Consider the following 20,876-nt stretch of genomic DNA (forward strand, 5'->3'; position numbering starts at 1 on the left):
CCGGGATCTCCCCAGTGTCGGAGTCGGTGTCCAGAAGGACGATACGGCCGGGATGTTCGGACTGCGCGGAGCGTATGAGACCCCACACCGCCGACTGACCCAGATCCGTCACATCCTCACCCGGCAACACAGCCACCGCACCCCGCGTCACCACCACCAACCGACGGTCGTCATCGGCAGCCAACCAGTCCTGTGTGAAGGTGAGTACGGCGTCGAGCGTCTCGTTCGCCGTCGCCCCGGCCGGGCACCGGTACACCGTCGCGTCGCCCGTTCCGTCGGCCGAAGCTGCCGGCGCGGGGAGCGCGGTCCAGTCGAGGTGGAAGAGCGAGTCGTGGGCGAGCCGCTCAGGGGTGGCGAAGTCGTCGGCCGCGATCGGCCGCAGCACGAGTGCGCCGACCGTCGCCACCGGTACGCCCTGGTCGTCCGCGAGCTGCAGCGCATAGCCCGAATCCGCGGGGGTGATGCGCACCCGCAGCGCGGTCGCGCCGGTCGCGTACACAGCGACGTCGGACCAGGCGAACGGCAGCTCGGCCGCGCCGTTGTCCGTCTCCCGCAGGGCGATGCCGTGCAGGGCGGCGTCCAGCAGGGCGGGGTGGAGGGCGAAGGCGTCGGCCTCGGCCCCCTCGGGCAGGACGACCTCGGTGAAGACCTCCTCGCCGCGCCGCCAGGCGGCGTGCAGACCCTGGAAGAGCGGTCCGTACTCCAGGCCCAGGCCGGCCAGATCGGCGTAGAGGCTCTCCACGGCGACCGGCTCGCTCCCGGTCGGCGGCCACTGCGCCAGGTCGAACCCGGCGTCCGGAACGTCGGCGCTCAGAACACCTTCGGCGTTCCGCACCCACTCCCGGTCGTCCGCCGTGTCCTCGCCGCGCGAGAACACGCTCAACGTCCGCCGGCCACGCCCGTCGGCCTCGCCGACCTGGACCCGCAGCTGTACGGCGCCCTGTCCGTCGAGTACCACGGGCGCCTGGAGCATCAGCTCCTCCAGCGCGCCGCATCCGGCCTCGTCTCCCGCCCGCACGGCGATCTCGACGAGCGCCGCGCCGGGCACGACAACCGTGCCGGACACCGCGTGCTCCGCCAGCCACGGGTGCGACGACAGCGACAGCCGGCCGGTGAAGAGCACCCCGTCGGAGTCGGGAAGGGCGATGGCCGCGCCCAGCAGGGGGTGTTCCGCGTCGGCCAGCCCGGCCGCCCGGACGTCGCCCGCGGTGACGGCCGCCCGCTCCGGCCAGTAGTGCTGGTGCTGGAAGGCGTAGGTGGGCAGATCCAGCGGCGGGATGGTGGCGCCGATGCCGAAGAAGGCCTGCCAGTCGACCTCGACGCCCCGCGTGTGCAGCGCGGTGACGGACGACACGAAAGTTTCGGCCTCGTCCTCGTCCCGCCGCAGCGAAGCGATCAGCGCGGTACCGGCCGCATCCGTGACGCTGTCCGCGCCCATCACCGTCAGAACGGCGTCGGGGCCCAGCTCCAGGAACGTGGTGACGCCCTGCTCCTGGAGGGTGGTGACGGCGTCGGCGAAGCGGACGGCCTCGCGAACGTGCCGGACCCAGTACTCGGGGTCGGTCAGCTCCTCGATGGTCGCGGCCTGCCCGGTGAGCGTCGACACGATCGGGATCGAGGGCGCGTTGTACGTGAGCCCGGCCGCGATGGCACCGAACTCGGCGAGCATCGGCTCCATGTGCACGGAGTGGAAGGCGTGGCTGACGGTCAGCCGCTTGGTCTTACGGCCCACGGTGGTGAAGTGGGCGATGACCGCGGCGACAGCCTCCTCGTCACCGGAGACGACGATCGACGTCGGGCCGTTGACGGCCGCGATCCCCACCCTGTCCGTGAGCTGGGGCAGCACCTCGGCCTCGGTGGCCTGAAGCGCCGCCATCGCACCACCGGACGGCAGTTGCTGCATCAACCGGCCACGAGCCGCGACCAACAGCGCCGCATCCTCCAGCGACCAGAGCCCCGCCACATGCGCTGCCGCCAGTTCGCCAATGGAGTGACCCGCCAGCACCTGCGGCCGGACCCCGAAGGACTCCAACAGGCGGAAGAGTGCGACCTCCAGCGCGAACAACGCCGGCTGCGTGAAGCCCGTCTCGTTCAGGCGGTCGCCCTCGGCGAACAGGACGTCCTTGAGCGGCAGTTCCAGCTTCCCGTCGAACGCCGCAGCAACCGTGTCCAGCGTCTCCGCGAACACCGGGAACGCCGCGTACAGCTCGCGTCCCATCCCGGCCCGCTGGCTGCCCTGACCGGTGAAGAGGAACGCCAGGTCACCAGGGCCGGCCACAGCCGTCTTGGCCTCGCCGTCCACCACCGCACCGAGAGCGGCCAGCAGACCGTCACGATCAGCGGCCACCACACCCGCACGGTGTGCGAACCCGGCACGCGTCGTCGCCAACGCCGCGCCCACCGAGGCCGGATCCAGACCCGCATCGGCCAGCACGAAGTCCCGCAGTCGCGCCGCCTGAGCCTTCAACGCCTCCGGCGTCTTGCCCGACACCACCCACGGCACGACCGGAAGATCAGCCGAGGAAACGACTACCGGAACGTCGGCGGCCGGAGCCTCCTCGACGATCACATGCGCGTTCGTGCCGCTGATCCCGAACGACGACACACCCGCACGGCGCGGACGCTCCCCCGCCGGCCACGGCTGCGCCTCCGTCAGCAGTTCAACAGCGCCCGCCGACCAGTCCACGTGCGAACTCGGCGCGTCCACACCGAGCGTGCGCGGCAGCTCCTCGTGCCGCATCGCCAGCACCATCTTGATGATCCCCGCGACACCGGCCGCGGCCTGCGTGTGCCCCAGGTTCGACTTCACCGAACCGAGCCACAGCGGACGACCCTCCGTCCGCTCCTGCCCATACGTCGCCAGCAGCGCCTGCGCCTCGATCGGGTCACCCAGCCGGGTGCCCGTGCCGTGCGCCTCGACGGCGTCGACGTCACCCGTGGTGAGCGAACCGGCGGCCAGCGCCTGGCGGATCACTCGCTGCTGGGAGGGGCCGTTCGGAGCGGTGAGACCGTTGCTGGCCCCGTCCTGGTTGATCGCGCTGCTGCGGACGACCGCCAGCACGCGGTGGCCGTTGCGCCGCGCGTCGGAGAGCCGCTCCAGGAGCAGCATGCCGACGCCTTCGCCCCAGCCGGTGCCGTCGGCGGCCTCGGCGAACGGCTTGCAGTAGCCGTCGGGGGCGAGACCCCGCTGGCGGCTGAAGTCGACAAAGGTGTCGGGCGTCGCCATGACCGTCACGCCGCCCGCGAGGGCGAGCGAGCACTCGCCGGAGCGCAGCGCCTGGCCGGCCAGGTGGACGGCGACGAGCGAGGACGAGCAGGCGGTGTCCACGGTCACCGCGGGGCCTTCGAGGCCCAGGGTGTACGAGACGCGGCCGGAGGCGATGCTGCCGCCGACGCCCATGAAACCCTCGGTGTTGCGGTGCGCGGACTGCTCCAGGACCGATGTGTAGTCGTGGTACATGACGCCCGCGAAGACGCCGGTGGAGCTGCCGCGCACCGAGGCCGGGTCGATGCCGGCGCGCTCGAACGCCTCCCACGACGACTCCAGCAGCAGCCGGTGCTGCGGGTCCATCGCGAGCGCTTCGCGCGGGCTGATCCCGAAGAAGCCGGGGTCGAAGTCCGCGGCACGGTCGAGGAAGCCGCCGTGGCGCGAGTACGTCTTGCCGACCGCGTCCGGGTCGGGGTCGTAGATCCCTTCGATGTCCCAGCCACGGTCCAGCGGGAACGACGAGACACCGTCACCACCGGCCGCCAGCAGGGCCCACAGCTCCTCGGGCGAGGTGACCCCGCCGGGGAACCGGCAGGCCATTCCCACGATGGCGATCGGCTCGTCGAGCACGGATCCGGCCGCCGGAACCACCGGGGCGGTCGCGTCGGCCGCTGCCGCGGCCTCCTCGCCCAGCAGCTCCACGAGCAGGAACTCGGCCACGGCGATCGGCGTCGGGTAGTCGAAGACGAGCGTCGCCGGGAGCCGCACCTCGGCTTCGGCGCCGAGGCGGTTGCGGAATTCGACCGCCGTGAGCGAGTCGAAGCCGAACTCCTTGAACGGCTTGTCGCCCGCCACCTTCTGCACGCCGTCGTAGCCGAGCACGGCGGCCACGTGCCGCCGGACGAGGTCGAGCAGCAGCCGTCCGCGTTCCGCTCCCGTCAGCGCGCCGAGGCGCTCCGCCAGCCCGGCGGCGTCCGCCGAGGCCGAGCCCGCCGCCTTGCGGGCGGTGGGGGCCGGACGCGTCAGGCCGCGCAGGACGGCGGGGAGGGTGTTGACCCGGGCGCGCTGCTCCAGGGCGCTCTGGCCGAAGGCGACGGGGAGGAGGTGGGCGTGGCTGTCGGCGAGGGCTGCGTCGAGGAGGGCCAGGCCCTGCTGCCGGCCGATGGCGAGTACTCCGGAGCGTTCCATCCGCTCGACGTCCGCCGTGGTCAGTTCGGCGCCCATGCCGCCGACGGCCGGGTCCCACAGGCCCCAGGCGAGCGACAGTCCTGCCAACCCCCGGCTCTGGCGGTGGATCGCGAGCGCGTCGAGGTAGGCGTTGGCGGCGGCGTAGCCGCCCTGTCCCGAACCGTCGAACGTGCCGGCGGCGGACGAGAACAGCACGAACGCGTCGAGGTCCGCGCCGGCCGTCAGCTCGTGGAGGTGACGGGCGGCGTCCGCCTTGGGGGCCAGGACCGCGGCCACCCGGTCGGCGGTGAGCGAGGTGATCATGCCGTCGTCGACCACGCCCGCCGCGTGCACGATCGCGGTGATCGACTCTTCGGCGAGCAGCTGAGCCAGCGCGGCACGGTCGGAGACGTCGCACGCGGCGACGCTCACCGACGCGCCGGCCGCCTCCAGTTCGGCCACCAACTCGGCCGCGCCGGGGGCCTGGAGGCCGCGGCGGCTGGTCAGCACCAGGTTGCGGACGCCGTGCCCGGCGACCAGGTGGCGCGCGGTGAGTGCACCCAGGCCGCCGGTTCCGCCGGTGATCAGTACGGTGCCGTCGGCACGCCACGTCACTCCGCCGGTGGCGGGAGCGGTACGCGCCAAACGCGGGATGAGCAACTGGCCGTCTCGAAGGGCGAGTTCAGGCTCACCCGAGGCGAGAGCCGCGGAGACGAAGGGATCGGTGTCCGCGTCGTTCGCGTCGAGGAGGACGATGCGGCCCGGGTGCTCCGTCTGCGCGGCCCTGACGAGCCCGTGGACGGCCGCCTGGCCCAGATCGGTGATGTCCTCGCCGGGAAGCGCGGCGACCGCACCCCGGGTGAGGACCACGAGGCGCGCGTCCGACGCTTCCTCTGCGGCCAGCCATTCCTGCAGCCGTGCCAGGACTCCGGTGACCGCCTCGGCGGGGTCGAGACCCGCGGGGACGCTCAGGATCTCCGCTGCAGCACCCGCGTCCTCGTGCGACGCCTGCTGCGGCAGCGGGCTCCACCGGACTTCGTACAGCTCGCGGTCGCGCGCGCTCTGCAGTTCACCGGTCGCGACCGGTCGCAGCACCAGCGAACCCACCGTCGCGACGGGCGCGCCCTGGGGGTCGGCCAGCCGCAGGGTGTAGCCGGAGGCGGCAGGGGTGATCCGCACCCGCAGCGCGGTCGCGCCGGATGCGTGCAGGGCGACGTCGGACCAGGCGAACGGCAGCTCGGCCGCTCCGCCGTCCGGCTGCGCGAGCGCGATCCCGTGCAGGGCGGCGTCCAGCAGCGCGGGGTGGATGCCGAAACCGGCCGCCTCGACGCCTTCCGGCAGTGCGACCTCGGCGAAGATCTCCTCGCCGTGTCGCCAGGCGGCCCGCACTCCCTGGAACACGGTCCCGTACTCCAGGCCGCTCGCGGCCATCGCCGCGTACAGCCCGTCGACCGCCACGGTCTCGGCCCCGGCCGGCGGCCACTGCGCCAGGTCGAACCCGGCGGCCGCGATGGAGTCGTCGGGCGCGAGCAGACCGTCGGCGTGCCGCGTCCAGGCGCTCTCGGAGGCGTCCTCGACGCGCGAGAACACCACTACCGTCCGCCGTCCGTCCCGACCGGGCTCACCGATCTGGACCCGCAGCTGAACCGTCCTGCTGCCGGGCAGCACCAGCGGTGCGTGCAGCGTGAGTTCGTCCAGTACGCCGCAGCCGGTCTCGTCGCCCGCCCGGACGGCGATCTCGAGGAGCGCCGCACCCGGCACGACGACTGTGCCCGCGACGGCGTGATCCGCCAGCCACGGGTGGGAGCCGAGCGACAGCCGGCCGGTGAAGAGCAGCCCGTCCGATTCCGGCAGGACGACGGCCGCGCCGAGCAGCGGGTGTCCTGCGTCCACGAGCCCGACCGCGGCCATGTCCCCGGCGGCCGAGGCCGTCGGGGTGTCCAGCCAGTAGCGGCTCGACTGGAAGGCGTAGGTGGGAAGGTCCACGACGGGGCGGCCGGTACCGAAGAGGGTCGGCCAGGCGACGGTGACGCCCCGGGTGTGGAGGGTCGCGAGCGAAGTGACGAAGATCTGCGCTTCGTCGTGGTCGCGGCGCAGCGTCGGGACGAGGGTCGTGTTCTCGGTGGCGCTGTCGGCGGCCATCGCGGTCAGGACCGCGTCCGGACCGAGTTCGAGGAACGTGCTGACGCCCTGGTCCTGGAGGGTGGTGACGGCGTCGGCGAAGCGGACGGCTTCGCGGACGTGCCGGACCCAGTACTCGGGGTCGGTCAACTCCTCGGTGGTGGCGGGCCGCCCGGTGAGCGTCGACACGATCGGGATGGTGGGTGCGCTGTAGGTGAGGCGGGCAGCGATGGCACCGAACTCGGCGAGCATCGGCTCCATGTGGAGCGAGTGGAAGGCGTGGCTGACCGTGAGGCGCTTGGTCTTCCGTCCCAGAGCGTCGAAGTGCGCGATGATCTGGGCCACGGCCTCGTCGTCACCGGAGACGACGATCGACGTCGGACCGTTGACGGCGGCGATGCCGACCCGCTCCGTGAGCTGGGGCAGGACTTCGGCCTCGGTGGCCTGAAGCGCCGCCATCGCACCACCGGACGGGAGCTGCTGCATCAGGCGACCACGAGCAGCCACCAGCAGGGCCGCATCCTCCAGCGACCAGACGCCCGCCACGTGCGCGGCGGCCAGTTCACCGATGGAGTGACCCGCCAGCACCTGCGGCCGGACCCCGAAGGACTCCAGCAGCCGGAACAGCGCCACCTCCAGGGCGAACAACGCCGGCTGGGTGTAACCCGTCTCGTTCAGCGAGCCGCCGTCACCGAACAGCACGTCCTTCAGCGGGCGGTCCAGGTGCGCGTCGAAAGCCGCCGCCACCTCGTCCAATGCCTCGGCGAACACCGGGAACGCCGCGTACAGCTCACGCCCCATCCCGGCCCGCTGGCTGCCCTGACCCGTGAACAGGAACGCCGTCCGGCCGGAGCAGGCCAGGCCGCGCACCGTGCCGGGCGCGTTCTCGCCCTCGGCGAGTACCGCCAGCCCGGCCAGCAGGCCGTCACGGTCGGCGGCCACGACGGCGCCGCGGTGCGCGAACACCGCGCGCGTCGTCACCAGGGCCGAACCGACCGCGGCCGGGTCGAGACCCGCGTCGGCCAGCACGTACTCCCGCAGGCGTGCCGCCTGTGCCTGCAGCGCCTCGGGCGACTTGCCCGACAGCACCCACGGCACCACCGGCAACTCCGGGACCACGGGCGCCACGGCGTCCTCCGCCGGAGCGTCGGCCGCAGCCTCGGCCGGGGCTTCCTCCACGATGACGTGGGCGTTCGTGCCGCTGATCCCGAACGACGACACGCCCGCACGGCGCGGACGCTCCCCCGCCGGCCACGGCCGCGCCTCGGTCAGCAGCTCGACCGAGCCCGCCGTCCAGTCCACGTGCGAGCTGGGCGCGTCCACGTGCAGGGTGCGGGGCAGTTCTTCGTGCCCGAGCGCGAGCACCATCTTGATGATTCCGGCGACGCCGGCGGCGGCCTGCGTGTGGCCGAGGTTGGACTTGACCGATCCGAGCCACAGCGGACGGCCGTCCGCCCGCTCCTGCCCGTACGTCGCGAGCAGCGCCTGCGCCTCGATCGGGTCGCCGAGCCGGGTGCCGGTCCCGTGGGCCTCGACGGCGTCGATGTCCTCGGCCGAGAGCCGGGCGCCGGCCAGTGCCTGTCGGATGACGCGCTGCTGGGAGGGCCCGTTGGGGGCCGTGAGCTGGCTGCTGGCGCCGTCCTGGTTGACCGCGCTCCCCTTCACAACGGCCAGCACGCGGTGGCCGTTGCGGCGTGCGTCGGAGAGTCGCTCCAGGACGAGGACGCCGACCCCTTCGCCCCAGCCCGTACCGTCGGCGGCGTCGGCGAACGGCTTGCAGCGGCCGTCCGCGGCAAGGCCGCGCTGCTGGCTGAAGTCGACAAAGGTGTCGGGTGTCGCCATGACCGTCACGCCGCCCGCGAGGGCCAGCGAGCATTCGCCCTGGCGCAGTGCGGAGGCGGCCAGGTGGACGGTGACGAGGGAGGAGGAGCAGGCGGTGTCCACGGTCACGGCCGGGCCTTCGAGGCCCAGGGTGTACGAGACGCGGCCGGACAGGACGCTGCCCGCGGTTCCGGTGCCGAGGAACCCTTCGACGCCTTCGGGGACGACCGTGCGGTCGGTGCCGTATTCGTGGTACATGATGCCCGCGAAGACGCCGGTGGAGCTGCCGCGCATGGTGGCGGGGTCGATTCCGGCGCGCTCGAACGCTTCCCAGGACGCCTCCAGGAGCAGGCGCTGCTGGGGGTCGGTCGCAAGGGCCTCGCGCGGGCTGATGCCGAAGAACTCGGCATCGAACTCCGTGGCGTCGTGGACGAATCCGCCTTCGCGGGAGTACGTCTTGCCGGCGGCTTCGGTGTCCGGGTCGGGGTCGTAGATGCCCTCGACGTCCCAGCCGCGGTCCGACGGGAAGTCCGATATCGCGTCGCCACCGGCGGCGAGCAGGTCCCACAGTTCCTCGGGATTGCGTACACCGCCGGGGAAGCGGCAGGACATTCCGATGATGGCAATGGGTTCGCGCTGCTTGTCCTCCTCTTCACGGAGGCGCCGACGAGTCTCCCTCAGCTCGGCCGTAGCCCGCTTGAGGTAGTCGAGGAGCTTTTCTTCATTCGACTCTTTCGACACGTGGTCCACCTCATGAGGAAGAACTGGAACAGCCATTCGTTCCGGCCACGCTATTTCGGCCCTTCCGGACCAACCACCCCTGCCCACCCCTATCCGGCGATGGCGGTCAGGGGTGGGCAGGGGTGGCCGGGATCGAACGGTCCCAGTCCCCGCAAACGCCGCAGGGCACGGCATCCCGCCAAGGATGCCGTGCCCCCGTTGCGTTGCTCAGAGCCCTCTTCGCCGGTCAGCCGACGGGGACCAGGAGACCCGACAGGGTGCCCCACAGGGCGCCCGGCGTCTCGAACGTCTCCATGGCCAGCGCGTCGTCGGTGAACTTGACCTCGTAGGCGTTCTCCAGCGCGATCAGCAGATCGACGATACCGAGGGAGTCCAGGCCGAATTCCCTGAGGTCGAGCTCGGGGGTGAATTCAGCTTCCTCGGGGAGGAAGGAGAGATGGGGCCGGACGATTTCTTCGAACTGGGCGTCCCACATACGAATGCTTCCTTTCGGTCCCGTCAGTCCCGGGCCAGGATCATTTCGACCACGCTGTGCTCCGTGGACAGGTGCTTGATCGAGCGGATTTCAAAGCCGGCGCCTTCCGCCTGCTTGCGCATGTCCGGCTCGGAGCGGATACGGGTGCCCTCCTCGCAGACGACCATCTGGAAGAGCGAGCGGATCGCGGACGCGTTGTCGTGTCCGAGCAGTGGCTCGATCACGAAGAGCACCGGCTCGGCCGCCAGGCCCTCGGAGTCCTCGACGGTGCGGACCATGGCCTTGCGCACGGTCTCCAGGATCTTGACGCTGCTGTCCGGGCTCCAGTTGTGCAGCACGTTCTTGAGGAAGTACGCGTCGCCGCCCGCCGGGACCTCCGCGAAGAAGTCCGACTCGACGAACGTCAGCCGGCGGATGAGGTCCTCGTTGCCGGTGGCGGCGAGCTCCTTGGTGCCGCGCTCGGCGACGTCGGCGCGGTCGGCGACGACGCCCTCGACGTCGGGGTGCGCGCCCAGGATGCCCTTGAGCAGGTGGCCGGTGCCGCCGCCGATGTCGACGACCTTGCGGATCCACGAGAAGTCGAAGTCACGGGCGAGCTCGGCGGCGGCCGGGCGGGTGATGTCCGCCATGGCCTTGTCGTAGATCTCGCCGGCGTCGGTGTCCTGGTCCATGTACGCGTAGATGGAGCCGCCGTACTCGGACTGGGAGGCCGGCTTGCCGGTCTTGACGGTCGTCAGCAGGTCGCGCCAGACGTCGTAGTACATCTCGCCGCCGAGTACGCACCAGTAGCGCATCGACTCGGGGTGGTCGTCGCGCAGCGGCTGCGACGTCTCGGTGTGCTCGAACGTACCGTCCTCGTTCTCCTTGAAGACGCCGACGATGCCGAGCACCCGCAGCAGGTACAGCACCCCGTCCGGGTCGGAGTCGGTGAGCTGCGCGAGCTCCGCGGGCGACTTGGGACCGTCCGCGAGGTGGTCGGCGATACCCAGCCGGGCGGCGACGCTGAGCGAGCGGGAGATCCACCCCATGCCCGCGAGTTGCAAGAGCGACATCGTGTTCATCCTCTACTGGTTGAAGACCGAAGGGCAGGAGGGAGTTACCGGACCTACGTGGTGGAGAGCGAGGGGACCGGGGCCGCGGCGTCGGAGTCCTCGGAGACGGCCGCGGCCAGCCGCAGCGCGGTCCGGTGGTCGACCACGTCCTGGAGGCTGAAGCGGATCCCGGTCTTGCGGGCCTTGTTGGCCACCTGGGCGGCTCCGAGGCTGGTGCCGCCGAGAGCGAAGAAGTCGTCGTCGACGCCGACCCTGGCCGCCCCGGAGTACTGGGCGAAGAGCTCGCACAGCAGCGTCTGGACCTCGGTCCACGGCGCGCGGAACGCGGTCAGGGAGGCGAAGCGGGGCACCGGCAGGGAGCCGGCCTCCAGCTTGCCGTTGGCGTTCAGCGGGAGGGCGTCCAGGGTGAGGATCACGCTGGGGACCATGTACTCGGGCAGCGTCTCGGCGGCGTACGCGGACAGCCGGCCGACATCGATGCCGCCCTTGGACGACGGCACCACGTAGGCGATCAGGTGCGCGCTGCCCGCGCCCTCCTGATGGACCGTCACCGCGGCCTGGCCGACCTCCAGCCGGCGCAGCAGCGCGGACTCGATCTCGCCCAGTTCGATACGGAAGCCGCGGATCTTGACCTGGCCGTCGAACCGGCCGAGGAAGTCGAGGGTGCCGTCCGCCGAGCGGCGCACCCGGTCGCCGGTCCGGTACATCCGCGAGCCCGGGGCGCCGAACGGATCGGCGACGAAGCGTTCCGCGGTCAGCCCCGGCCGGTTGAGGTAACCGCGGGCCAGCTGGCCGCCCGCGATGTACAGCTCGCCGGTCTCCCCCGTGGGGACGGGCCGCAGGGCGCCGTCCAGTACGTGGAGTTCGCTGGTGTGGGTGGGGCGTCCGATGGACACCGCGCCGGGCGCGACCTCGTCGTCGGGCGCCAGGATGTGCACGCAGCAGCCGACGGTGGCCTCCGTCGGGCCGTACTCGTTGACGACGGTGACGCCCGGGTTGTCCTTGCGGAACGCCTCGACGGTCTCGGAGAGCAGCAGCTCGCCGCCCACCACCAGTTCCCCGGTGGGCGCGGACTCGGGCGGCAGCGTCGCGAGCAGCGCCATGTGCGACGGGGTGACCTTCAGGAACGTGGGCCGCTCGCGCACCTCCTCCAGCGGGCCGACCTGCACGCGGCCACCGCAGATCAGCGGCGCGTACAGGGTCGTGACGGTCATGTCGAAGGCCACGGAGGAGTGCAGCAGGGCCCGGCCCGCGGCGCTCGGGTAGGTGTCGCGGGCGTAGTCGAGGTAGGCGGCCAGCGGGCGGTGGGTGATGACCACGCCCTTGGGCCGGCCGGTCGATCCCGAGGTGTAGATGACGTACGCGGGGTTGTCCGGGCGCAGTGGCGCGGTCCGGTCGGCGTCGCGGGGGTCGGTGGCCGGCGCCGCCGCGATGAGGGCGGCGGTCTCCGGGTCGTCGAGGGCGATCACCGGCTGGTCGCCGGTGGCCGGGCCCGCTTCGGCGGCGGTGGTCACGAGCAGCGCGGGCCGGGCGTCGGCCATCATGAACGTGAGCCGTTCGGCCGGGTTGTCCAGGTCCAGGGGCAGATAGGCGGCCCCGGCCTTGAGCACGGCGAGGAACGCGACCACCAGGTCGAGAGAGCGGCGCATGCCGACCGCGACGAGCTGTTCGGGGCCGGCGCCGCCGCGTATGAGGTGGTGCGCCAGGCGGTTCGCCCGTGCGTTGAGTTCGGCGTACGTGAGTTCCGTGTCGCCGCTGGAGACGGCGACGGCCTGGGGCGTGCGCCGTACCTGCTCCTCGATCCGGGCGGGCAGCAGCCCGCTGTCCGTGCCGTCGGTCGTGCCGGTCCCGCCGGGACCGGCGTCGATTCCCCCGTGGTCAGCCATGGGTCACCTGCCTGCGGTTGATTCGGTGCGGTCGCCGGAGAGCAGTTCCGACAGGGCTCGGGCGACGCCGTTGATGCGCAGCAGGTCGTCGTGGTCGACGTCGAAGCGGATCTCCCGGCCGACGGGGTACGACGGCGGGCCCGAGGTGATCGCGATGCCGCGGGTCCACAGCGGCAGCGGGTCGATGGACGAGGCGGCGGCGAGGTAGCCGACCAGCGAGCCGAAGACTCCGGCGAGTTCGTCGCGGATGTCGTCGTCGAGTTCGAGGCGTTCCGCGGCGGTGCCGACTGCGCGGGTGAAGATCAGGGCGAGTTCGGGGCCGACGGCCGCCAGGTCGTCGGCGTAGCGCCGCTCGATCCGGCGTCCGGCCTCGTGGAACTCGGCCAGCTCCTCGGGCATCAGCAGCGACGCCATCGAGTCGCCCGCGGCGTGGAAGTCCTTGTACAGGCCGACGGTGTTGGGCAGTTCGGGGTCGAACAGCACCAGTGCCGGGGTGTCCTGCCACTCGCCGATCCGTTCGGCCAGCGCGGCGGCGAAGACCGCTCCCGCGCAGTAGCCGAGGACGGCGGTGACGCGGCGGCCGCTCTCCCGTACGTCGGTGAGCCACCAGTCGACATAGCCGTCGAGGGCGACCGCGTCGTCCGCGGTCGGCGGGAGCGTCGTCCAGACGGCGGCGGCGGGTGGGTCCAGTCGGGGAGCCAGGTCGGCGAAACTCGCCTGGGTGCGCCCGCTGGTGCTGAAATCGACCGACAGAATCAATTCGTCCCGGTCGCCTTTTGTCAGCGATTTCCATGAAAGGAGACTCACGTGATTCCCTATCCAGCCGATTCCAGGAATTCTTCCGTTGGCATGACGCTAGACGAAAGGTGCTGACGGGCGGACCCCCTATGGCCGCCCGCCGCACCCCTAACCGTCGCGGGCGCCGGGGCGCGACCTAGCCGGCGACCGTCACGCCCATGCGCCGGGTGATGGCGTCGAGCACTTCCTTCGGCCGGTCGGCGAGGTAGAAGTGGCCGCCGCCGGGGAACACCTGGAGCTCGCACGCTCCGGTGGTGTGGTCGCTCCAGGCCGCGGCCTCAGCGAGCGTGGTCGTCGGGTCGTTGTCGCCGACGAACACGGTGACGGGGCAGTCGATCCGCACTCCGGCGTCCGCCCGGTACGTCTCGACGGCCTTGTAGTCGTTGCGGATCGAGGGGATGGCGAGGCGCATGATCTCCTCGTTGCCCAGCACTCGCGAATCGGTTCCGCTGAGCCGGCGCAACTCCGTGATCAGGCCTTCGTCGTCCTTCTGGTGCACCCGGTCGGTGCGGGTACGGGACGGGGCGCGGCGGGCGGAGGCGATCAGCCGGGCGGGTGCGGGCAGGCCGGCGTCCGCCATGCGCCGGGCGACCTCGAAGGCCACCGTGGCGCCCATGCTGTGGCCGAAGAACGTCAGCGGTTCGTCGGCGAACTCCCGCAGGTCCTCGAAGACCCGGTCGGCGAGCTCGGCGATGTTGTCGATGAGCGGTTCCTTGCGCCGGTCCTGCCGGCCCGGGTACTGCACGACCAGAACGTCGATGTCCGGGGCGAGCGCCTGCGACACCGGGAAGTAGAAGCTCGCCGATCCGCCGGCGTGCGGGAAGCAGACCAGGCGCGGGGTGCCCGCGAGGGCGGTGTGGTAGCGCCGTATGTACTGATTGCTGGTGGTAGGGGCGGTGGTCATGGTTCTCCTCACGAAGGGGGCAGGGTGGGCGTCAGCGGGCCCTGGTCCACCGGCAGTTCGGGAAGGAATCCGAAGAGCATCGAGGTGAGCCCCCACATCCCGGTGAACTCCGCGACCTCGGCGTCGTCGAGGTCCACTCCGGTGTCGCGCAGCGCGGCGGCGAGCCACCGCTGCTTCTCCGGGTCTCCCGGGGACGCCTGCGGTTCCGACACCGGGACGGCGGCGGGCAGCGATCCGGCGGCGAGATCCGGGCGCCGCAGGTGCCAGTTGGTGTTCGACTGGTAGACGTCGGCCAGCGCCGCGAGCCCGAAGTCGCTCCACGGCAACCCCGCGAGCTGCAGCGACAGCGGCATGCCGTCGCCGCCGAAGCCCATCGGGACGGCGACCGCGGGGAACCCGACGGCGCTCCACAGACCGGGCAGCCAGGAGACGGTGCCCAGGGCCGCGGGGTCGTCGTAGCGGGGTGCGGTGGTCGGCCAGGTCGGGGTGGCCATCGCGTCGAGGCCTTCGAAGCGTTCGCGCAGGCTCGCTGCGGCCGAGGCGCGGACCCGCTGCGCGTGCAGATAGGTCGGCGCACCGACCAGCCCGCCGAGGACGGCGGTGCGGCGGAACGGCCGCCCGTACTCCGCCCAGCGGGTGCGCAACCCGGCGCCGTGCAGCTCGAACGCCTCCGCGAGGAGGGTGATGAACTGCGCCGCGAACAGCGGGTACACCTCGGGAAGTTCCACGGTGACGATCTCGGCGCCGGCTTCCCGCAGCTCTTCGAGGGCTCCGGCGAATGCCGCCCGGCAGTCTTCCGACAGCTGCGCCGACTCCTCCAGCGCCTTGGCCGGCACGCCGATGCGGGCGCCGCGCAGGTCGCTCCGCCAGCCGGTGGCGTCCGGCCGCCCGGCCAGCACCGCGAGGGTGCTCGCGCAGTCCCGGACGTTGCGGGCCAGCGGGCCGACGACGTCCAGCGAGCGGCTCAGCGGGCGGCAGCCGCCGTCGGGGACCAGGCCGTGGGTGGGTTTGAAGCCGGTGACGCCGCACAGCGCCGCCGGGATGCGGATGCTGCCGTTGCTGTCCGTGCCGAGTCCGACGTCGAACAGCTCGGCGGGCAGCCCGTTGGCGCTGCCGCAGCTGGAGCCGCCCGTCCAGCGGTTGATGTCCCACGGGTTGCGCGGCACGGGGAAGTCCAGTGCCGGGTCGGGCCGGCCCAGCGCGTGCTCGGCCATCGTGGTGCGGCCCAGCGGTACCGCGCCCGCCGCCCGCAGCCGGGCGACCGGTACGGCGTCGCGGCCGGCCCACCAGTCCGCGTCGTGCACCTGGCTCTGGCAGGTCGCCGGCGCCTCCCGGGTCGCGAAGACATCCTTCACGCCCAGGGTCAGCCCGTGCAGCGGCCCGGCCTCGGCGCCGTCCGCCACGGCCCTGTCCAGCTGTTCCGCCGCGGCGGCGGCCTGTTCGGTGAACCGGCCGAGATACGTACCGAGCACCGGGTCGAGCCGGTCCGCCCGGTCGAACGCCTCTGCCACCCGGGTCCTGACGTCAGCCATTCCCGTCCATCCTGTCCTCGGCCGATCCCCGCTGAATTCGGACTCCGAGTCTAGGTAAGAGGAATTGTGGTCCAGACCCCCTTTCCCGCCCCCTAACACCCCCTGTCCACCTGCTGTCAGACCTTTCCCCGACTACCGTGAACGTGCCTGGAGGGAACAAGGTGCGACCGTGCCCGTCCGGGCTCTGAGGGCATATTCGGCCGGTTCACGGGGGAGCCTTCCTTGATAATGGATGTGAATTCCTGGCCGGTCGGGCAGGTCGCGCTCGCCGACGACTCCGGAACCGGTCCACGGCAGTTGACGACCCTGGTTCTCGACGTGCTCGGGCCGGGGCTCGCGCCCGCCGGGCTCCCGGCGCTGTCCGGCGACACGCTCGCCGTCCGAACCGGCTGCTATGTCGTCGATCCGCCGTTCTTCGGCAACGGCGACCTCGGCCGGCTCGCGGTGGCCGGGACCGTCAACGCGATCGTCGCGACCGGCGCCGACCCGTACGCCCTCACGCTCGGGCTGATCGTCGAGGCCGGGACACCGCTGCAACTCCTGCGCCGGATCACGGAGTCCATCCGCGATACCGCCCACGAGGGCGGGATCGCCATCGCCGGTGTCGACACCCAGGTGGTGCGGGCGGGCGACGCCGACCAGCTCTTCCTCACCACGACGGGCATCGGGGTCCACCGCCGTCCGCCGCTGCCGATCGCCGGCGTCCGGCCCGGCGACCGCGTCCTGGTGACCGCGCCGCTCGGCAACCATGCCGTCCATTTGCTGTCGCTGCGCGCCGGACTCGGCTTCGAACACCATGTGCCCAGCGACTGCGCCCCGTTGACGTCCCTCCTGAACGGCCTGCCGCCGGACGCCGTCCGGGCCGCCGCGCCGATCACCTCGGGCGGGCTCGCCGCGACGCTGCGCGCCTGCGCCACGGCCCGCGGCCTCACGCTCCGGATCGACGAGGGCGCGCTGCCCGTGCAGTACGAGGCCCGGCCCGCCTTCGAACTCCTCGGACTCTCGCCCCTGCACGCCGCGAACGCCGGCTCGATGTGCCTGTTCGTGCCGCCGGCGGCGGCCGACGCGGTCCTCGCCGCGCTCCGCTCGCACCCGTACGGCCGGCAGGCCGCGATCGTCGGCACCGCCACCGACGAGCCCGCCGGGGCGGTCGAGCTCCGCTCCCCCGACGGCTCGGTCCACCTGCTGCCCGCCGGGGTGCCGCCGGGCAGCGCGGAACCGCCGCGGCTGCGCTGACGGCCGGCGCCGTCCGGAGCGGAAGGCGGCTGGCCAAACGGCCGGGTCCGGGTTAGAACTGGCCCGTGACCACCGGAATCGAGCCGAACCAGTTCGCGACCGAGTTGCGCCGCTGGCGCAGCGCACGCCGGGTGAGCCAGCTGGAGCTCGCCATCCGCGCGGGTACCACCCAGCGCTATCTGAGCTTCATGGAACGCGGCCGGTCGATGCCCGGCCGGCCGATCGTCGTCCGGCTCGCCGAGTCGCTCGGGCTGAGCCTGCGGGAGCGCAACGCGTTGCTGCTCACCGCCGGTTACGCGCCGGTGTTCGGCGAAACGCCCCTGGACGAGCCGCTGCTGCGCCCGGTCCGGGAGGCGCTCGACAGCATCCTGGACGGTCATCTGCCGTTCCCCGCCATGGTCGTGGGCCCGTACGGCGACCTGATCGCGGCCAACAGCGCCGTCTCCGTCCTCACCGAGGGCGCCGCCCCCGAACTCCTCGAACCGCCCTGCAACGTGCTGCGCCTCGCGCTCCATCCGCGCGGTCTGGCGCCCCGGGTGGCGAACCTGGACGCGTGGGGCCGGCACATCATCGAGAGCCTGCGGGCGCGCGCCCTGCGCAGCCCGGACCCGCGGCTGGCCGAGCTCATCGCGGAGCTGGAGGGGTACGTCCCGCTGACGCCTCCGGACCCTGATCACCTGGGGTTCGCCGTTCCGCTGCGGTTGCGTTCGGACGAGGGCGAGCTGCGGCTCCTGACCACCATCACCTCGTTCGCCACCGCCGTCGACATCACGCTGGCCGAACTCCACCTGGAGGCGTTCCTGCCGGCCGACGAGGCGACCGCCGCGATCCTGAGGAAGCGGGCGGCCTCGGACACCGGGCTGCCTCAGGCCGCCGAAACCAGCCGGTCGTAGCCGCGCAGGAGCGTCAGTGCGGCCGCTGTCGCCAGGACGGGCAGCAGGGTGAAGCCGAGCAGCACGCCCAGTTCGGCCGTGGAGCTCTGTCGGGCGGACTCGCCGTCGGTGGACGACACATAGCCGAAGATCTGCAGGACCAGCCCGTAGAGGAACGGCGCCAGGGCGAGGCCGAGCATCTCGCCGGTGGTGAAGACACCGGAGAAGACACCGGCCTGGCGGCGGCCGGTGCGTTCGGTGTCGTGGGTGGTGCGGTCGGTGAGCATCGCGTACAGGAAGAGCAGCTGGCCGGCGTGGCCGGTGCCGGTCACGGCGATGGCGAGCGCGACCACGGCGAGCGGCAGACCGGGCGAGGCGAGCAGCAGCAGGCAGCCGCCGATGAAGAGCCCGCAGGCGGCGGCGTATCCGCGGCGGTTGCCGATACGGGAGCCGAGCCGCGACCAGAGGTTGACGGTCAGCAGGTTCGGCAGGACGAAGGCGCCGACGACCAGCCCGGTGGCGTCCGAGTCGTGCAGCACGTGATCGGTGAAGTACGGGGCCCCGACGAGCATGAAGCCGGTGGCGAGCGACTGGACGACGCCGCAGCGCAGCAGCGCCATGAACGGCGCGTTGGCGCGGGCCACGGCGAACTGGTGGCGCAGGCTCGGTTCGCTCTCCAGCACCCGGTCACCGCGGGTCCCGGCGGTGCCGAGGAAGGCGCCGACCGCACCGACGGTGATGACGAGCGCGCCGAACAGGCCGACCCAGCGGTGCCCGGGAATGCCCCCGCCGCCGGCGTCGGCGATGGCGGGTCCCGCGGCGCCCGCGATCAGGGCCGCGACACCGATGACGGCCACCCGTCCGCCGACCAGCCGCAGTTGGTCCTGGCGCCGGGTGGTGATCTCGGCGGGCATGGCCGCGTAGGGCACCTGGAAGAACGCGAAGGCCGTCGCGGAGAGCAGGAATCCGGCGCCGGTGAACCAGGCGCCGGCCGTTCCGGCCGCCACTCCCGAGAACATCAGCGCGAACGTCAGGGCGGCGGCGAGACCGCCGAGGAGCACGTACGGCCGGCGCGCGCCCCAGCGCGTACGGGTACGGTCACTGGCCCGGCCGACCAGCGGGTTGAGTACGGCGTCCCACACCTTGGGGAGCAGCACGACGGTGCCGGCCAGGGCGGCCCCGATACCGAGGGTGTCGGTGAGGTAGGGCAGCAGCAGGAGCCCGGGCAGGGTGTTGAAGGTGCCGGTGACCAGCGAGCCGGAGGCGTAGCCGAAGCGCAGGCGCGCGCCCGGGACGGCGGGCGCGGCCTGCGGTCGGGGCCGCGGCGGCAGGACAGCTTGTTCGGGTTCGACGGCTGTCATGACGTGCTCCTCCGGCATCGGTCGGGGCGTGGCGGGATGCCGTCAGGCCCACTTGCCCCCGAGCCTGACCAACGGGCAGCCTGGGCGGAAGTCGGGGATTCCCCCCACATGGCACTTCCTGTCGTGCAGGTTCCGGACAGGGGAACGCTCTTGGCTCGGCCGCCCGGGTACGGGCACGCTGCGAGAGCCGCCGAGATCACCGGGACCCCTGGAATCACCGAGGACAGCGAGGACAACGTGCCGCCTGTGGAGACCGCCCTGTCGCAGGCCACCGGCTCCGCACCGGTCGGCCGTCACAAGGAACTGCACGTCCTGGAGGAGTCGTTGCGGCTCGCCCGGACGTCGGCGCAGATCGTCTCGCTGGCCGGTGAGCCATGGGTCGGCAAGTCCCGGCTGCTGGCGGAGCTGATCGCCTCGGCGCACGACCGCGGCTGGACCGTGGCCGCCGGCCGGGCCGGACGGCTCGGCGGGACCGTGCCGTTCGAGGTGTTCGTCGACGCGCTCGACGACCGGCTGGCCCGTATCGGCCCGGAGCTGGCCGGGCGGCTGGGCCCCCAGGAGGCGGCCCGGCTCGCCGAGGTCTTTCCCGCGCTGGCCGCGGGGCGCGCGGAGCCGGCCGCGCCGGCCGCCGCCGACCCGGACGCGTACTGGCTGATCCGCGCGATGCGCACCCTGATCGGGCGGGCGGCGGACGCGAACGGCCTGCTGCTCGTCCTCGACGACGTGCACCGCGCCGATCCGCTGTCGCTCCAGCTGCTGGACCATCTGGTCCGGCATCCGCCCGAGGCACCGGTACTCATCGCGCTCGCCTACCGCGACTCCCCCACCGCGCGCCATCTGTCGTCGCTGCGCACCCTGCGCGCCCACGGCGCGACACCCTCCTGGCTCCACCTCGATGTCGGCCCGCTCCCCGAGCGGGACGCCGCCACGCTGCTGCCGTCCGGGCTCGACCCGATTCGCCGCCAGTTGCTGCTGCGCGACGCGGCCGGGGTGCCGGGTCTGCTCCACGCCCTGCGCGACGCGGGCCGGCTGCCGGTCAATCCCGACGCCGCGTCCGTGGACTTCCGCGCGCTGTCCCCGGTGGCGTGGCGGACCGCCTGCGCCGCCGCCGTGCTCGGCGACCCGTTCGCTCCGGCCACCGTCGCCAAGGTGGCGGAACTGCCGCTGGAGCGGGTGCTCAGCGGGCTCGACGATCTGCAGAGCGAGGGCCTCGTCCGGCCCGACGGCCATCTGCGCCGCTTCCGTTTCCGGCACCCGGCCGTCGCGGGTCTCGTCCTGCGCGCCACCGACGCGGGCTGGCGCTACGGCGCGCAGGGCCGTGCGCTGGGCACCACGGCATCGGCGGTCGCCGCCGCGCCGGCCGTCACGGCGATGCCGCTGTCGGCGATGACGGACGCGATGGCCGCGGAGGCGCTGACGGCCGAACTCCCCGACGGGCCCGGCGCCGTCGAGCTGGCGTCGTTGAGCCGCCGCGAGGTCCAGGTCGCCGTACTCGTCAGCGCCGGGTTCACCAATCAGCAGATCGCCGGCCGGATGCAGCTCAGCCCCAAGACCGTGGAGACGTATCTGAGCCGGATCTTCAAGAAGCTGGGAGTGGTGTCCCGTACCCAGGTCGCCCATCTGGTGGGGCGCGGCGGTCGTCACCTGTAGGGGAGAGCGGCGACATCCGCAGGGGGCCGCACCGCCCGGCTCATGGCGAAGG

Annotated in this window: 11 protein-coding genes; 3 read left to right on the forward strand and 8 right to left on the reverse strand. The window is 72.5% G+C overall.

The window, feature by feature from the left end; translation table 11 throughout:
• The 7 genes from AC07DC_RS39120 to AC07DC_RS39150 form a co-directional block, all read right to left on the reverse strand.
• Positions 1–9,094 (reverse strand): SDR family NAD(P)-dependent oxidoreductase (locus AC07DC_RS39120; RefSeq protein WP_478919572.1); only part of this gene is annotated, 9,094 nt, incomplete at its 3' end.
• Between the two features lie 190 nt (positions 9,095–9,284).
• Entirely contained in the window at positions 9,285–9,533 is a 249-nt protein-coding gene (locus tag AC07DC_RS39125; protein WP_478919574.1) for a phosphopantetheine-binding protein, read from the reverse strand.
• A 23-nt stretch (positions 9,534–9,556) separates the two neighbouring features.
• Complete coding sequence (locus AC07DC_RS39130; RefSeq protein ID WP_478919575.1) at positions 9,557–10,585, reverse strand: methyltransferase; 1,029 nt, start codon at positions 10,583–10,585, stop codon at positions 9,557–9,559.
• A 53-nt stretch (positions 10,586–10,638) separates the two neighbouring features.
• Positions 10,639–12,471, reverse strand: a complete 1,833-nt coding sequence (locus AC07DC_RS39135) for a non-ribosomal peptide synthetase (RefSeq protein ID WP_478919576.1) — start codon at positions 12,469–12,471, stop codon at positions 10,639–10,641.
• Positions 12,472–12,474: 3 nt separating this feature from the next.
• Positions 12,475–13,278 (reverse strand): hypothetical protein, encoded by an 804-nt coding sequence (locus AC07DC_RS39140; protein WP_478919577.1) that lies wholly within the window; start codon positions 13,276–13,278, stop codon positions 12,475–12,477.
• Positions 13,279–13,405: 127 nt separating this feature from the next.
• Positions 13,406–14,173 (reverse strand): thioesterase II family protein, encoded by a 768-nt coding sequence (locus AC07DC_RS39145; RefSeq protein ID WP_478919578.1) that lies wholly within the window; start codon positions 14,171–14,173, stop codon positions 13,406–13,408.
• A gap of 8 nt (positions 14,174–14,181) precedes the next feature.
• The gene (locus AC07DC_RS39150) at positions 14,182–15,705 is read right to left on the reverse strand and encodes an amidase (protein WP_478919580.1); all 1,524 of its coding nucleotides are present in this window, start codon (positions 15,703–15,705) and stop codon (positions 14,182–14,184) included.
• Positions 15,706–15,933: 228 nt separating this feature from the next.
• Here AC07DC_RS39150 and hypE point away from each other — a divergent pair, with 228 nt between their 5' ends.
• Together hypE and AC07DC_RS39160 are read left to right on the forward strand one after the other, a co-directional pair.
• Entirely contained in the window at positions 15,934–16,941 is a 1,008-nt protein-coding gene (gene hypE / locus AC07DC_RS39155) for a hydrogenase expression/formation protein HypE (protein ID WP_478919666.1), read from the forward strand.
• Positions 16,942–17,006: 65 nt separating this feature from the next.
• Positions 17,007–17,834, forward strand: coding sequence for a helix-turn-helix domain-containing protein (locus AC07DC_RS39160; RefSeq protein WP_478919581.1), 828 nt, complete (start codon positions 17,007–17,009; stop codon positions 17,832–17,834).
• Here AC07DC_RS39160 and AC07DC_RS39165 read toward each other — a convergent pair.
• Positions 17,807–19,174 carry an MFS transporter gene (locus tag AC07DC_RS39165; protein ID WP_478919583.1) on the reverse strand — a complete coding sequence of 456 codons (1,368 nt, stop codon included), beginning with the start codon at positions 19,172–19,174 and terminating at the stop codon, positions 17,807–17,809. The two genes, AC07DC_RS39160 and AC07DC_RS39165, sit on opposite strands and share 28 nt — an antisense overlap.
• A gap of 246 nt (positions 19,175–19,420) precedes the next feature.
• Here AC07DC_RS39165 and AC07DC_RS39170 point away from each other — a divergent pair, with 246 nt between their 5' ends.
• Positions 19,421–20,824 (forward strand): helix-turn-helix domain-containing protein, encoded by a 1,404-nt coding sequence (locus AC07DC_RS39170; protein ID WP_478919585.1) that lies wholly within the window; start codon positions 19,421–19,423, stop codon positions 20,822–20,824.
• Positions 20,825–20,876 lie beyond the last annotated feature (52 nt).

This window comes from Streptomyces sp. NPDC045021 (assembly GCF_056432645.1).

What these genes read in the sequence shown, in the direction of transcription:
- AC07DC_RS39125 (WP_478919574.1), bottom strand. Translation starts at nt 9,533, where the DNA reads ATGTGGGACGCCCAGTTCGAAGAAATCGTCCGGCCCCATCTCTCCTTC.
- AC07DC_RS39130 (WP_478919575.1), bottom strand. Translation starts at nt 10,585, where the DNA reads ATGTCGCTCTTGCAACTCGCGGGCATGGGGTGGATCTCCCGCTCGCTC.
- AC07DC_RS39135 (WP_478919576.1), bottom strand. Translation starts at nt 12,471, where the DNA reads ATGGCTGACCACGGGGGAATCGACGCCGGTCCCGGCGGGACCGGCACG.
- AC07DC_RS39145 (WP_478919578.1), bottom strand. Translation starts at nt 14,173, where the DNA reads ATGACCACCGCCCCTACCACCAGCAATCAGTACATACGGCGCTACCAC.
- AC07DC_RS39150 (WP_478919580.1), bottom strand. Translation starts at nt 15,705, where the DNA reads ATGGCTGACGTCAGGACCCGGGTGGCAGAGGCGTTCGACCGGGCGGAC.
- hypE (WP_478919666.1), top strand. Translation starts at nt 15,934, where the DNA reads ATGGATGTGAATTCCTGGCCGGTCGGGCAGGTCGCGCTCGCCGACGAC.
- AC07DC_RS39165 (WP_478919583.1), bottom strand. Translation starts at nt 19,174, where the DNA reads ATGACAGCCGTCGAACCCGAACAAGCTGTCCTGCCGCCGCGGCCCCGA.